This is a genomic window from Sphingomonas glaciei (assembly GCF_023380025.1).
In the GTDB taxonomy this organism is placed as follows: Bacteria; Pseudomonadota; Alphaproteobacteria; order Sphingomonadales; family Sphingomonadaceae; genus Sphingomicrobium; species Sphingomicrobium glaciei.
Map to the genome: position 1 here is coordinate 2,754,036 of NZ_CP097253.1, position 13,737 is coordinate 2,767,772.

A 13,737-nucleotide genomic window follows, 5' to 3' on the forward strand; every position below is an offset into this window, starting at 1 on the left:
TAATGCGCGCAGCGCGGGATTGGACATTTTGTCCAATGTTGCAGCGCACCCGTCAGGCCTATCTCGCTGCCTCATGAAGCCGAGGTCCCCCTTATTGTCAGCCCGGACGCTGGCCCCATTGATCGTGGCGCTTCTGCTGGCGGGCTGCTCGCATGCGGTGTTCGATCCGGCCGGCACCATTGCCCGACAGCAGCGCGACCTGATCATCATTTCGACCGGGCTGATGCTGCTGATCATCGTGCCGGTGATGGTCCTGATCGTGGTCTTCGCCTGGCGCTATCGCAAAGGCAAGGGCGGAACCTACGATCCGCATTTCGACCATTCGACCACGCTGGAACTGGCGATCTGGTCGGCGCCGCTGCTGATCATCATCGCGCTGGGCGCGCTGACCTGGTCGAGCACCCACCTGCTCGACCCGTTCCGCCCGCTCGATCGCAAGGCGACCGCGCTTGAGGGACAGGTCGCGGACAGCCAGGCGCTGCGGGTGCAGGTAGTGTCGCTCGATTGGAAGTGGCTGTTCATCTACCCCGACCTCGGCATCGCCACGGTTAACGACCTGGTGCTTCCGCTCAACCGCGAAGTGCGGTTCGAGATCACCTCGTCCAACATGATGAACACCTTCTACGCGCCGACCATGGCTGGGATGATCTATGCCATGCCGGGGATGCAAAGCACGCTTCACGCGGCGCTCGACCGGCCGGTGGATAGCACCGGTTACTCCGGCAATTACAGCGGCGCGGGCTTTTCCGGCATGCGCTTTCGCATCCGCGGCGTGCCCGAGCAGCAATTCAATGGCTGGGTGAACGGGGCCCGGGCGAGCGGCCGGACGCTCGACATCGCCAGCTATCGCCAGCTGTTGAAGCCGAGCGAAAAGGTGCCGTCGATGCTGTTCGCAATGAATGACAAGGACCTTTATCGCCGCATCCTAGAACGCTGCGTCGAGCCCGGCCAGCCGTGCATGGGCGACGTCATGCGCCAGGACATGGGGCATGGAGGCAGTGGCCACGGCAAAATGCCTCCTGGCCGGGGATCGGTTCCCGCGCCCGGCGACAAGCCCGAAGGCGCCCTGTTCAAGGCGCCGCAAGACAAGGGCACCGGACCCAACGTCACCAAGCCCACCGACACGCGCAAGGCGCCCGGGGCCACCAAGCCCGGCGACGACGCCAATCGCAACATGACCTGAGCCAGGCGGAAAGCTGTACAAAGTGATCGACGCTAAGACCATCTTCGGCCGGTTGAGCTGGGAAAGCTTTCCCATCCACGAGCCGATCCTGCTGACCACCTTCGTGGTGGTGGCGCTGGGCGGGATCGCGGTGCTTGGCGGCATCACCAAGTTCAAGCTGTGGGGCTATCTGTGGCGTGAGTGGTTCACCACCGTCGACCACAAAAAGATCGGCATCATGTACTTCATCCTGGGCATCGTGATGCTGCTCCGGGGCTTTTCCGACGCAATCATGATGCGCCTCCAGCAGGCGATGGCCTTCAACGGGAGCGAGGGCTACCTCAACGCCCACCATTACGATCAGGTCTTTACCGCCCACGGGACGATCATGATCTTCTTCGTGGTGATCCCGTTGGTGTCGGGCGTCATCAACTTCGTCATGCCGCTGCAGATCGGCGCGCGCGACGTCGCCTTTCCTTATCTCAATTCGCTCAGCTTCTGGCTGACCGCGGCGGGCGCCGGCCTGGTCATGGTATCGCTATTCGTCGGCGAATTTTCGACCGCCGGCTGGCTCAATTACGTGCCGGTCGCCAACCTCCAGAACTCGCCCGGGGTCGGGCCAGACTATTACCTGTGGGCGCTGCAGATCGCGGGTGTCGGTACGACGCTCTCCGCGCTCAACATGGTGACCACCGTCATCAAGATGCGCGCGCCCGGCATGACCATGATGAAGATGCCGGTGTTCACCTGGACCGCCTTCTGCAGCCAGGTGCTGGCGGTGGCGATCTTCCCGGTCCTGACCGGCGCCTTCGCGATGCTGATGCTGGACCGCTACGTCGGCACCAATTTCTTCACCAACGACCTTGGTGGCAACCCGATGATGTACTGGAACCTGGTGTGGCTATGGGGCCATCCCGAGGTCTACGTCCTCATCCTGCCGGTGTTCGGCATCTATTCCGAGATTACCTCGACCTTCACCGGCAAGCGGCTGTTCGGCTATTCGTCGATGGTCTACGCGACGGTGGTCATCACCATCCTCAGCTACCTCGTCTGGCTGCACCACTTCTTCACCATGGGGTCGGGCGCCAGCGTCAACAGCTTCTTCGGCATCGCGACGATGGTGATCGCCATCCCCACTGGGGCCAAGATCTTCAACTGGCTGTTCACCATGTACCGGGGCGAAATCCGCTTCGAGCTGCCGATGATGTGGGTCATCGCCTTCATGCTGACCTTCGTGGTCGGGGGCATGACCGGCGTCCTGCTCGCCGTCCCGCCGGCCGACTTCGTCCTTCACAACAGCCTGTTCCTGGTTGCCCACTTCCACAATGTGATCATCGGCGGCGTGGTGTTCGGGCTCTTCGCCGGCATCGAATATTGGTTCCCCAAGGCGTTCGGGTTCAAGCTCGACAAGTTCTGGGGCAAGGTCCACTTCTGGGGCTGGGTGATCGGCTACTGGGTGGCCTGGACGCCGATCTACATCGTCGGCCTGATGGGCACCACGCGCCGGGTCCGCATGTTCGACGATCCGACTTTGCAGCCTTATTTCATCATCGCCGCAATCGGCGCCGCGATCATTCTCGTCGGCATCCTCGCCCTCGTGATCGGGCTGGTGGTGAGCTACCGCAAGCGTGACCAGCTGCGGGTCGGCAACGACCCGTGGGACGGCCGCACGCTGGAATGGTCCACCACTTCGCCGCCGCCGGCCTACAACTTCGCCTTCACCCCGGTCGTCCACGACCTCGACGCCTGGTATGACATGAAGAGCCGCGGCTATGCCCGCCCGGCAGACGGTTACCGGCCGGTGCACATGCCGCGCAACACCGGCACCGCGATCATCCAGGCCGGGCTGGCCGCCGCCATCGGGTTCGGGATGATCTGGTACATCTGGTGGCTGGCCGCACTCGCCTTCGTGGGCCTGATCGCGATCACCATCTGGCACAGCTTCGACTACAATCGCGATTACGACATCCCGGCCGAGGAAGTCGCCCGCGTCGAGCGCGAGGAAATCTCCTTCCTCGACATCAATTATGCGCCCGAACCGGCAATCCTGCCGACGCCCCGGCACGGCGCAGCCGTCGCGGCCGGAGCCTGAGGAACCATGGCCACCATCGCACCTGACGCCGGCTTCGACCGCGACACCTTCCACCTGATCGAGAAGGACGCGCACGACCATGGGGAGGCTCACGCCAGCCCGGTCCTGCTCGGCTTCTGGATCTACCTGATGAGCGACGCGCTGATCTTCGCCTCGCTGTTCGCCACCTATGGCGTGCTGTCGTCGAGCTTCGCCGGAGGTCCGGCCCCGCGCGACATCTTCGAGCTGGAACTGGTCGCGCTCAACACCGCGATCCTGCTGGTGTCCTCCATCACCTATGGCTTCGGCATGCTGGCGATGGACAAGGGCAAGGTGAAGGCAGTGCAGGGCTGGCTGGCGTTGACTGCCCTGCTGGGCATGAGCTTCGTCGCCATCGAACTGTATGAGTTCGGCGTGCTGATCGGCGAGGGCGCGACGCCGCAGAGGTCGGGCTTCCTGTCGGCCTTCTTCACTTTGGTCGGGACCCACGGGCTGCACGTCACGGTCGGCATCGTCTGGATCGGGATCATGCTGGTCCAAGTCGGCAAGCATGGGCTGGGCGTCGTCAACAAGCGCCGCCTGACCTGCCTCAGCATGTTCTGGCACTTCCTCGACGTCATCTGGATCGGCGTCTTCACCTTTGTCTACCTGATGGGGATGCTGCGATGAGCGCCGCTACCGACCACGATAAGGCCCATGGGTCGGAGCACGGCCACGGCTCGAAGAAGAGCTACCTGGTCGGCTTCGCGCTGTCGGGCGTCCTGACCTTCATCCCCTTCTGGCTGGTGATGGCGCAGCCGATCGGCAATCCGGGGCTGGTCGCGATCCTGATCATCCTGTTCGCGGTGGCGCAGATCCTGGTCCACACCGTCTGCTTCCTCCACGTCAATACCAGCGGGGAAGGGGGCTGGACCCTGCTCGCCTACGTCTTCACCGCGGTGTTGCTGGTGATCACCATTGCCGGGTCGCTGTGGATCATGGTCCATCTCAACAGCAACATGATGCCCGGCATGATGAGCGGACAGGCCAGCAGCACCCCGTGAGACGGAGCCGGGCCAAGCGCGGGGCGCTGATCGCGCTGTGCGCGGGCCTGGCGCTGCTGTTCGCGGGCCTTGGCGTGTGGCAGGTCGAGCGGCTGGCGTGGAAGCGCGACCTGATCGCCCGGGTCGATGCCCGGCTGGCGGCCCCGGCAGTGGCCTTGGAAGCGCGGGAGACTTGGCCCGAATATAGCAAGGTGTGGGCAAGCGGCCGCTTCGATCATGCTCGCGAGACGCTGGTCGACGCACTGACCGAGCGCGGCAAGGGTTATTGGGTGCTGACCCCACTCGACACCGGTGACCGCACGATCCTCGTCAATCGAGGCTTCGTGCCGAGCGAGCGAGCGGCGGCTTCGACCCGCCCGCAGGGCCAGCTGTCCGGCGACGTAGTTGTTACCGGTCTTGTCCGCCTGACCGAGCCGGGCGGGCGCTTCCTGCGCGCCAACCAGCCGTCCGCCGACCGCTGGTATTCGCGCGACGTGGCCACCATCGCGGCGGCGCGGGACCTCAGTGAGGTCGCACCTTTCTTCATAGATGCCGATGCGACGGCCAACCCCGGCGGGCTTCCGATCGGCGGACTGACGGTAGTCAGCTTCCGCAATTCCCACCTAGTCTATGCTTTGACCTGGTTCGGGCTGGCCGGCCTGTGCCTGTTCGGGCTGGTCCTGACGCTGCGAACGACGCACAACGGGGGATGATGGACGTGCCGCTGCTCGCCCTCACTCACCAGCCGTCGAGGCTGCCAGGCCGCTCCCCGCAAGAAGCGGTGATCGAGAACATGCGCCTGCTAATCCAGCTGCGCTGGATCGCGGTGGCGGGGCAGCTGGTTGCCATCCTGGTGTCGCACTTCCTGCTCGACGTCGCCCTGCCGCTGACTGCCATGCTCAGCGTTGCCGGGTTGTTGGCGCTTGGGAACGTGCTGTTCAGCGTGACGCTCAAGGAACGCTGGGTCGTCCCCGGCGAGCTGTTCCTGGCGCTGCTCCTCGACATGGCCGCGCTGACCGCACAGCTGTATCTCAGCGGCGGTGTCAGGAACCCGTTCGTCGCGCTCTATCTGCTGCAGATCGTGCTTGGCGCCGTGCTGCTTCCGGCGGGACGGGCGTGGCTGCTGGTCGGCGTGTCGATCGCAGCCTTTGCGCTGCTCTCAGCGTCGCACCTACCCTTGAAGCTGCCGCCGCTGGCCGCGGGCGACTTTGACCTCGGGCTGATCGGCGAGGAGATTGCGTTTGTCATGGTGGCAGTGCTGCTGGTGCTGTTCACCACCCGGATCAGCCGCAACCTGCGCGCCCGCGACGCTTATGTCGCCGAGCTGCGGCAGCGCGCGGCCGAGGAGGACAGCATCGTCCGCATGGGTCTGTTCGCCAGCGGCGCCGCGCACGAACTTGGGACGCCTCTGTCGTCGCTGTCGGTGCTGGTCGGCGACTGGCAGCGGATGGCCGACCGCAGCTCCGATCCGAACTTCCGTGAGGAGCTTGCCGACGCCCACCGCGCGGTGGAGCGGTGCCGGGAGATTGTTAGCGACATCCTCGACACGTCCGGCCTGCCGCGGGGCGAGGCGATGGCCAGCCTTGCCGCCGAAAGCCTGCTTGAAGGCCTGGTGGCGGACTGGAAGACCCTGCACGAGGAAGTCCCGCTTGATGCCAGCTTCGGCGCGGTGAAGGGCGCGCGTATCCCGGGCGAACCCGCGCTTCGCCAGGCATTGTGGAGCCTGCTCGAAAATGCCGGCGAGGCGAGCCCGGGCGGGATCGTCATGCGCGCCGAAGTGACGGACGACCGGCTGGTGGTCCACATCCTTGACGACGGGCCAGGCTTCGCGCCCGAGCAGATCGCGGCGCTGGGACAGGCGCTACGCTCGGCCAAGGGGGCGGGCCACGGCCTCGGCCTGTTCCTCGCGGCCAGCGTTGCCCGGCGGTTGGGCGGATCGCTCGACGCGAGCAACCGGGCCGAAGGCGGCGCATCGGTGCGCTTCGCCCTGCCGCTGGTCGGATCGGAACGGCGCGGGTGAGCGGCGACCGGCGCCTGGTCATCGTCGAGGACGACGAGGATTTCGCGCGCACTTTGGCCCGCTCGTTCGAACGCCGCGGCTACGACGTGCGGACCGCGATCGGGCCGGTCGAACTCGAAGCGTTGCTGGCCGCGCAGGGGTTCGATTTTGCCGTCGTCGACCTCAAGCTCGGCACCCATTCGGGCCTGCCCTGCGTCGCCGCCATCGCCGCAGCCGACCCGGCGACACGCATCGTCGTCCTGACCGGCTTCGCCAGCATCGCCACCGCAGTCGAAGCGATCAAGCTGGGCGCCGCCCACTACCTCCCCAAGCCGAGCAACACCGACGATATCGAAGCCGCTTTCGGCCGCGCCGCGGGCGATTCCGACGTGCCGCTCGACGGCCGGGCGACCTCGCTGCGCACGCTGGAGTGGGAGAAGATCAACGAAACGCTGATCGCCACCGGGTTCAACATTTCCGAAACCGCCCGGCGGCTCGGCATGCATCGCCGGACGCTCGCCCGCAAACTCGAGAAGCGGCCGGTCCGCTAGGCCCTAGTCGTCGCCGATCCGGCCCGCGATCCGGCGCAGCGACCACCACACCCCCAGCACCGTCAGCGGCACCAGCGCGACCGTCAGCAGCGCGGTGTCGAGCGGCAGCCGGTGGTCGAGCGCCTTGAGCGGGATTAGCAGGAGCGAGACGACGTAATAGGAGACGGCCGCGACCGACAGCCCCTCGACCGTGCGCTGCAGCCGCAATTGCATCGAAGCGCGCCGGTTCATCGAATCGAGCAGGTCGGCATTGATCTTCTGCGTGACCAGCTCGACCCGGGTGCTCAGCATCTGCCCGGCCCGCGCGATGCGCGAGATCATTTCCGTCTCGCGGTGGGCGATGCTGGTGCAGGTCCGCATCGCCGGCCCGAGCCGCCGGTCCATGAAATCGCGCATCGTCTGACGGCCGGGCAGCGCCTCTTCGCCGAGCGAGGCGATGCGGTTCTGGACGATGTCGTAATAGGCCCGCGCGGCACCGAAGCGGAAGCTGGTGCTGGCGCTCATCGCTTCCATCCGTCCCGACAGGGCCACCAGCCGCGCGAGGAGGTCGCGGTCATCGTCGATGCCGAGATGGGTAGCGATCTTCTCGGTCAGTTCGCGCGCTTCGGCTTCGATCTCAGCCAGCCGGGCCGCGGTCTGCTGCGCAACCGGGAAGGCAAGGAGGGCCATCAGCCGGTAGCTTTCGATCTCCAGCAGGCTGAGCGCGATCCGGCCGGTCAGGATCGGGTCGTCGACGTGCATGAACAGCCGGAAGCGGGTCATTCCGGCGGCATCGGCGCGAAGGTCGGTCAGCAGCGTCGCGGTGCCGTCGGCAATGCGCGAGCCAACCGCTTCCTTCGGGTCAGGCGCGGAATCGGGGCGCTGGTCCTCGCGCGAGACGGCGAGGCTGGTCAGCACCACGACCTTGCCCGGCAAGGTGTCGAGCCAGGCACGGGGCACGGCATCGATCGCGCTTGCGTCCACCCCCTTGCCCTTCGGCCGGGCGAAGAAGGTCCAGCTGAAGAATTCGCCATGCTTCTCCCAGCGGAGTTGCCAGTCCCCGCCGTCGACCGCGCACCACACGGCATCGTCGGCGACACGCGGACTGCCGATGCGGTTGCACAATTCGGTGATGTGGCGGCGGTCGGCGGCCGCGCCCTCCGGCCCCGACAAGGCCGCGATCCGGGTCACCAGCATCGGTCCATCGATCGGCGTCGATGGCCTTGCGTGGACTTCAGCAAGCAGCGAGTCGCGTTGGGGATGGAAGTCCACGGCCGCCCCTTTTCTGGTCCTGTCAGAGTCCAATAGGGCAGGCGATCCTGCCCATTCTAATGGACCTAAGGCTTATTTGCCTATGTTGTTTCTTTCTGCTTAGTTCGCGCACGTAACGAGGGAGTTTTCGCCCATGAACCGCTCTTCCAGCTTGCTTGCTTCCGCCCTGTTGGTCGGACTTTCGGTAACAGCTTGCGGCGGAGGAGGGGGCGACAAAGGTGGCGGCGAGACGGCCAACACTGCTGCGACGCCGGCAGCCACCAACACCGCTACGGCTCCTGCCGCGCCGGCTGCGGCTGCAGCGCCCGCGGCCGACAATGTCGATACGGTCAGCGGCGCCAAATTCGCCGATTTCACCGGCGACGCCACCAAGGGCGAAGCGGTGTTCATCCAGTGCAAGACCTGCCACGTCACCGACGCGGGCGTAAACCGGATAGGGCCGTCGCTGCACGCCGGGGTCGGCCGCGAAGCCGGCAAGATCGCCGGCTACGCCTACTCGCCGGCCAACGCCAACAGCGGGATCACCTGGAGCGCCGCCAAGCTGTTCCAGTATCTCGAGAACCCGCAGCGGGTGGTCCCGGGAACCAAGATGGCCTTCGCCGGCATCCAGGATCCGCAAAAGCGGGCCGACCTCATCGCCTGGCTCGAAACCCAGAAGTAAGCTCGCTCCTGGCGGCGACCCGGTCGACCGATCGGGCGCCGCCATCATCGCGACCATTGCGCAGCGGCTGGGATGGCTGCTGCGGCATTGCGTCGGCGGTACCGGTCTTCGTTGATCAGCCGGCATCGGTAGCGCGCGACGGCAGCGCCCGGCCCGCGGCGGTGGCGACGGTTCAGGCCGCGACCTTCGCAAGGCCGAGCAGGTGGGCCGTATCCTTGAGGAAGATGCGCAGGTGCGCCCCGGGTTTAGCCCGCACCAGCCGCTTGTTCATGTAAGCCTGCCAGGTCAGCTGCTGCACGTCCTTGTCCGCGCACATGTGGACGAAGCGCTCGCGCCTTTTGTCGGACTTGTACCAGAAATATTGCATGAGCCGCAGCACCCAGAACACCTTGCCGTGCGCCTTCATGAAGTGCTTGCGGGCAAGCCCGAGGCAACGCGGGTCGCCTGAATCGAGGAATTGTGCGACCGCATCCCCCGCTATCCGGCCGCAGGTCATGGCGTAATAGATGCCTTCGCCCGACGCCGGCGCGACCACCCCGGCGGCATCACCCGCGACAACCACGTCGCGTCCATTGTCCCAGCGCTTGAGTGGCTTGAGCGGGATCGGCGCGCCTTCGCGGCGGATGGTCTCGCACCCCGCCAGGCCGTTGCGGTCGCGCATAACCGCAACCGCTTCGCGCAGCGCAAATCCCTTGTGCGCGCTGCCGACGCCGACGCTGGCGGTCTCGCCGTGGGGGAAGATCCAGCCGTAGAAATCGGGTGACAGGTCGCCCTGGTAGAAGACGTCGCAGCGCCCGGCTTCATAAGCTGCGCTGTCGTGCTCGGGGGCGCGGATGACCTCGTGATAGGCGAACACGCAGGGCACTCGTTCGGCGCCGGGCAGCGCGTCGCGGGCAACCGCCGAGCGCGCTCCGTCGGCCCCGATGATCGCGGCGGTGGCGACCCGCACCAGCGCGCCGTTGCGGCTTTCGCGATAGCAGAGGATGGCGCGGCCCCCCTCGTCGCGGTCGATCCGTTCGAAGGTGCCGGTGCGGCGGTGCGCGCCATGCCCGGCGGCGCGGTCCCTCAGCCATTCGTCGAAATGGTCCCGGTCGACCATGCCGACGAACCCATCGCCGACCGGCATCCGCACCGCCCGTTCCGATGGCGCGATCATCCGCGCGGCTGTCGCGCGTGCGACCAGGAGGTTGAGCGGGATGGCGAAGTCTTCGAGCAGGCGGGGAGGAATCGCCCCGCCGCACGGCTTGATCCGCCCGGCGCGGTCGAGCAGCAGGACCTTGCGGCCGGCCGAAGCGAGGTCGTCGGCGGCGGTCGCGCCCGCCGGTCCGCCGCCTACGACGACGACGTCGAACTGCTCCATCCCTGTTCTCCCAAAAGGTCGCGCCGCAAATTGGCGGCGAGCAATCGCACGGCGAAATGAGCGGCGAGCAGGAACAGCATCGCCTCGGCGCCGAAGGTAAGGGCAAAGGCCGGGCCGTCGGCGCCGATCATCGCGCGCGCGGCGTCGGTCGCCAGTGCCCCGACCAGCCCGCCCGTACCGAACGCCAGCGCCTGGGCCGCGCCCCACACGCCCATCCGCACGCCGGCGCGCGAGCTTCCGCCGCGTCCCGCCAATTCCATCATCGCGGCAATCGCGGACGCGGCAAAGATGCCGTTCATCAGTCCCAGCACGAATACGTTGGTCGCGAGCGGCCACGGCGGGCCGGAGGTGGCGGCGATCGCCAGGGCGGCAAGCGCGGCGGCCGATCCCGCGCAGCCGGCGGTAGTCCACCATAGCAAGGGTGGCCCGCCCCGCCGCAGCCATGGACCAGCCAGGCAGCCCGACAGCAGCATACCCGCCAGGATGCCGCCATGCTGGATCCCGGCCAGCGACGTCGACTCGCCCGGCGCCGCGCCGAACACCAGCCCGGCAAACGGTTCGAGGATCAGGTCCTGCATGCTGTAGGCCAGCATCGACAGGAACACGAACAGGGTGAAGCGCACCGCCTCGCGGTCCTCGCTGACTTCGCGCAGGGCCTGGGCGAAGGACTTGCGGCTGGCCGGCGCGGCGGTTGCGGCCCCCGCCTTTTCCAGCCCGGCAAGCGCCACCAGCGAAAGGGTGAAGGCGGCCAGCACCACGCTCGACGCGACCAGGGCCAGCCGCGGCAGGGTGAAGGGCTGAAGCTGGCTTCCCGCCACCCCGGCCGAGATGGCGATGCCCGCGACCATCATGATCCAGGTCGTCGCCGCGGCTGCCGCACGGCGCTCGGAGGGGACGGAGGCCGCCAGCAGGGCAAGCAGGGCCGTGCCGGCGGCGCCGACCCCAAGGCCGATCAGGGTGAAGCCGAACAGCAGCAGGAGCAGTGCGCTCCATGAGCCGGGCGCAAGCATGGTAACCGCATCGACCGCGGCGAGCGAGCCCAGCGACAGCAGCCCCATGCCGGTCACGATCCACGGGGTGCGGCGGCCGCTGCGGTCGGACGCATGGCCGCTGACCGGGCGGGTCAGCTGCACCGCATAATGCCAGGCGACGAGGCCCGCTGGGACGGCCGCGGCCAGGCCGAGTTCGACCACCATCACCCGGTTCAGGAGCGAGGTCGCCAGCATCACCATCGCCCCGATGCTCGCCTGCACGAGGCCGAGCCGGAAGACCGTGACCCAGCCACTCACCGGAGCGAACCCAGGCCGATCGCGGCGATCGCCATGCCGGTGACGTACAGGCTGACCCCGATCGCATTATACCAGGGCGCGAAGCGGCGGGGATTGCCCGCGAGCCGGACCATGCATAGCAGCTGCAGGACCAGCGACACGCCGACCAGCCCGGCGGTCAGCGGCAGTCCGCTGGCGAGCAGCACGGCGATCACCCCAACCTGCGCCGCCGCCATCGCCAGACAGGCGAGGCGCACGGCCGGGCGGACGCCGAGCATTGCCGGAAGCGAGCGCACGCCGGTCAGCCGGTCGCCCTCGATCGCCTTGAAATCGTTGAGGGTCATGATCCCCCACGCCCCTGCGCCATAGAGCAGCAGGACCGCGCAGACCTCGGCCGGCGGGACGGCGCCGAGCATGATCGCGCTACCGGTAAACCAGGTCAGCGATTCGTAGCTGAGGCCAACCGCCAGCGGCCCCCACCATCCGCTCGTCTTCAGGCGCACCGGCGGGGCGCTATAGGCCCATGCGAGCAGCAGGGCAGCGACGGTGGCCACCGCCACCACCGAGCCCATCGCTGCTGCGAGCAGCATTGAGAGGAGGGTGCCGGCCACGGCCAGCCACAATCCCCAATTGCCCGCGATCCGGCCCGACGGGATCGGCCTCGCGGGCTCGTTGATCGCATCGACGTGACGGTCGAACCAGTCGTTGACCATCTGACTCGTGCCGCACACGAGGGGTCCGGTAAGCACCACCCCGGCCAGCAGGAGCGCGCTCTTGCCGGCGATCGGCTGTCCCGAGGCAATCACGCCGCAGCCGAACGCCCACATTGGCGGGAACCAGGTAATTGGCTTGGAAAGCTCCAGCACGTCGCTCGCCAGCGGCAGGGCCGGCAGAGACGAAGGACGAGCGAGCCGGTTCATCTCTGTAAGCTATGCCATACACAGAGGATGGTCAAACAAATTGGACAGTTAAGAGGAGGTTATTTCGTCCTCGTCGGCACGGCCTAAACCATGCCGGTTGAGTTTGGAATAAAGGCTTTGCCGGCTGAGGCCGAGGATCTCCGCGGCAGAGGCGCGATTGTTGGAGGTGTAGGTCAGCGCGGCCTCGATGCACAGACGCTCGATCAGGTCGGTGCTTTCGCGCACGATGTCCTTGAGCGGCATGCGGCCGACCAGTTCGGTCAACTGCTCGACCGAGCGGGGCAGGTCGCGGGTGACCGGTGGCAGGTCGCGCATCCTGCGGGCGACCAGCCGCATGGTGAAGGCGTAATGGTTGTCCTTGTCGCCGCTGCGCACGGCGGACACTTCTACTTCCTCCTGCCCGCCGTCGTCGCCGCGCAGGATGGTGGACACGTTGCGCGCGACACGGTGGTCGGCGACCTGGGCGCGGATCAGGTCGAGATCGATTCCCGGCCTGCCGAGGAATTCGCCGAGCGGACGCCCGATCAGCGGGGCGAGGGCAGGGGCCTGCACCATCTCGAGGAAGGAGTCGTTGGCGTCGAGGATGTCGAGCCGGTCGTCGGTCAGCACGAGCGCGTCGGGCAGCCGCTTGACCATGTCGAGCGTCAGCCGCTCGGTCTCGCCGATCCGCGGCGCGTCGCCGGTGCTCATCTGGACCAGCAGATAGGCATCGCTGCCCTGGCGGAACAGGCGCGCCGACAGCGCCACTTCGGCCCCGGTGCGGGCAAGCGACACGGCGATCGGGGCGACCGTGGTACCGGTGGAGACCGCGCCGACAAAGGCAATCAGCTGGTCGCGGTCGGCGGCGGCGGCCTGCGCCACGAACGGCTGGCCTTGGAGGTTGCCGCCCGACAGCAACTCGACCCCGGCGGCATTGATCTCACGGATGCGCAAGGTCGCCAGGTCGATGATCAGCATCGGCTCGGCGGTCATCTCGAACAACAGGCGATAGCGCGATTCGGCCTGGCGCAGGCGGAGATAGTCGCGCTCAAGCGATTGCTGGACCTGGAGCAGGCGCTGCTGAAGGCGGGCGGTAGCCCGCTCGTCGCGGCCGACCGCGACGGTGGTGCCGTTGGCCAGCCTAATCGCCTTGAAGCGGATCGGGAATTCGCTGGCGCTGCCGTTGTGATTGACCTGGCGCCAGCGCTGCGCGGCGGTGAGATTGGCGTCGGCCAGCATCTCCTCGACCTTGACCCGGCTTTCAACGGTGACCACCGACGACCAGCTTTGCCCGACCCACTGGCGGGCCTCGGCAAGGTCGGCGGTCGGCGCGGCGACGTCGCGGATCACGCCCTCGCCGTCGACCAGCAAGGCGAGGTCGCCTGACGCTTCGACCAGCCGCGCAACGCTGGCGACGTCCAGCCCCATCAGCATCGGGCTGTCCGCATCCAGACGAGGCGTACCGTCGTCGTCAGGGGACGATTGCTTCATGT

13 protein-coding genes are annotated in these 13,737 nt (G+C 67.1%); 8 read left to right on the forward strand and 5 right to left on the reverse strand.

What is annotated here, in order from left to right; genetic code table 11:
* Positions 1 to 124 precede the first annotated feature (124 nt).
* Genes cyoA through M1K48_RS13620 form a run of 7 tightly spaced genes read left to right on the forward strand, consistent with a single transcriptional unit; the run spans position 125 to position 6,805 of the window.
* Positions 125 to 1,183, forward strand: a complete 1,059-nt coding sequence (cyoA, locus tag M1K48_RS13590; RefSeq protein ID WP_249505270.1) for a ubiquinol oxidase subunit II — start codon at positions 125 to 127, stop codon at positions 1,181 to 1,183.
* A 22-nt stretch (positions 1,184 to 1,205) separates the two neighbouring features.
* The gene (cyoB, locus tag M1K48_RS13595) at positions 1,206 to 3,254 is read left to right on the forward strand and encodes a cytochrome o ubiquinol oxidase subunit I (protein ID WP_249503726.1); all 2,049 of its coding nucleotides are present in this window, start codon (positions 1,206 to 1,208) and stop codon (positions 3,252 to 3,254) included.
* A gap of 6 nt (positions 3,255 to 3,260) precedes the next feature.
* The gene (cyoC, locus tag M1K48_RS13600; RefSeq protein ID WP_249503727.1) at positions 3,261 to 3,902 is read left to right on the forward strand and encodes a cytochrome o ubiquinol oxidase subunit III; all 642 of its coding nucleotides are present in this window, start codon (positions 3,261 to 3,263) and stop codon (positions 3,900 to 3,902) included.
* On the forward strand, positions 3,899 to 4,276 hold the full coding sequence (gene cyoD, locus M1K48_RS13605; protein ID WP_249503728.1) for a cytochrome o ubiquinol oxidase subunit IV: 378 nt from the start codon (positions 3,899 to 3,901) through the stop codon (positions 4,274 to 4,276). The genes cyoC and cyoD overlap by 4 nt, the downstream gene beginning before the upstream one ends.
* Positions 4,273 to 4,968 carry an SURF1 family protein gene (locus M1K48_RS13610; RefSeq protein ID WP_249503729.1) on the forward strand — a complete coding sequence of 232 codons (696 nt, stop codon included), beginning with the start codon at positions 4,273 to 4,275 and terminating at the stop codon, positions 4,966 to 4,968. Before cyoD ends, M1K48_RS13610 begins: the two co-directional genes overlap by 4 nt.
* Positions 4,969 to 4,973: 5 nt before the next feature.
* Positions 4,974 to 6,275: an ATP-binding protein gene (locus M1K48_RS13615; RefSeq protein WP_249503730.1), complete on the forward strand. Its 1,302-nt coding sequence runs from the start codon at positions 4,974 to 4,976 to the stop codon at positions 6,273 to 6,275.
* Positions 6,272 to 6,805 carry a response regulator transcription factor gene (locus tag M1K48_RS13620; protein WP_249503731.1) on the forward strand — a complete coding sequence of 178 codons (534 nt, stop codon included), beginning with the start codon at positions 6,272 to 6,274 and terminating at the stop codon, positions 6,803 to 6,805. The genes M1K48_RS13615 and M1K48_RS13620 overlap by 4 nt, the downstream gene beginning before the upstream one ends.
* A gap of 3 nt (positions 6,806 to 6,808) precedes the next feature.
* Here the strand turns inward: M1K48_RS13620 and M1K48_RS13625 are convergent, their stop codons facing one another.
* Positions 6,809 to 8,056: a DUF3422 family protein gene (locus M1K48_RS13625; RefSeq protein WP_249503732.1), complete on the reverse strand. Its 1,248-nt coding sequence runs from the start codon at positions 8,054 to 8,056 to the stop codon at positions 6,809 to 6,811.
* A gap of 133 nt (positions 8,057 to 8,189) precedes the next feature.
* On the opposite strand from M1K48_RS13625, the gene M1K48_RS13630 reads away from it, so the two are divergent.
* Entirely contained in the window at positions 8,190 to 8,717 is a 528-nt protein-coding gene (locus tag M1K48_RS13630; protein WP_249503733.1) for a c-type cytochrome, read from the forward strand.
* A gap of 172 nt (positions 8,718 to 8,889) precedes the next feature.
* Here the strand turns inward: M1K48_RS13630 and M1K48_RS13635 are convergent, their stop codons facing one another.
* The 4 genes from M1K48_RS13635 to ppsR are packed head-to-tail and all read right to left on the reverse strand — an operon-like array spanning position 8,890 to position 13,735.
* Entirely contained in the window at positions 8,890 to 10,077 is a 1,188-nt protein-coding gene (locus M1K48_RS13635) for a geranylgeranyl diphosphate reductase (RefSeq protein WP_249503734.1), read from the reverse strand.
* Positions 10,050 to 11,366 carry a BCD family MFS transporter gene (locus tag M1K48_RS13640; RefSeq protein ID WP_249503735.1) on the reverse strand — a complete coding sequence of 439 codons (1,317 nt, stop codon included), beginning with the start codon at positions 11,364 to 11,366 and terminating at the stop codon, positions 10,050 to 10,052. The genes M1K48_RS13635 and M1K48_RS13640 overlap by 28 nt, the downstream gene beginning before the upstream one ends.
* Complete coding sequence (gene chlG / locus M1K48_RS13645) at positions 11,363 to 12,265, reverse strand: chlorophyll synthase ChlG (RefSeq protein WP_249503736.1); 903 nt, start codon at positions 12,263 to 12,265, stop codon at positions 11,363 to 11,365. Before chlG ends, M1K48_RS13640 begins: the two co-directional genes overlap by 4 nt.
* A gap of 48 nt (positions 12,266 to 12,313) precedes the next feature.
* Positions 12,314 to 13,735, reverse strand: coding sequence for a transcriptional regulator PpsR (gene ppsR / locus M1K48_RS13650; RefSeq protein ID WP_249503737.1), 1,422 nt, complete (start codon positions 13,733 to 13,735; stop codon positions 12,314 to 12,316).
* Between the last annotated feature and the right edge of the window lie 2 nt (positions 13,736 to 13,737).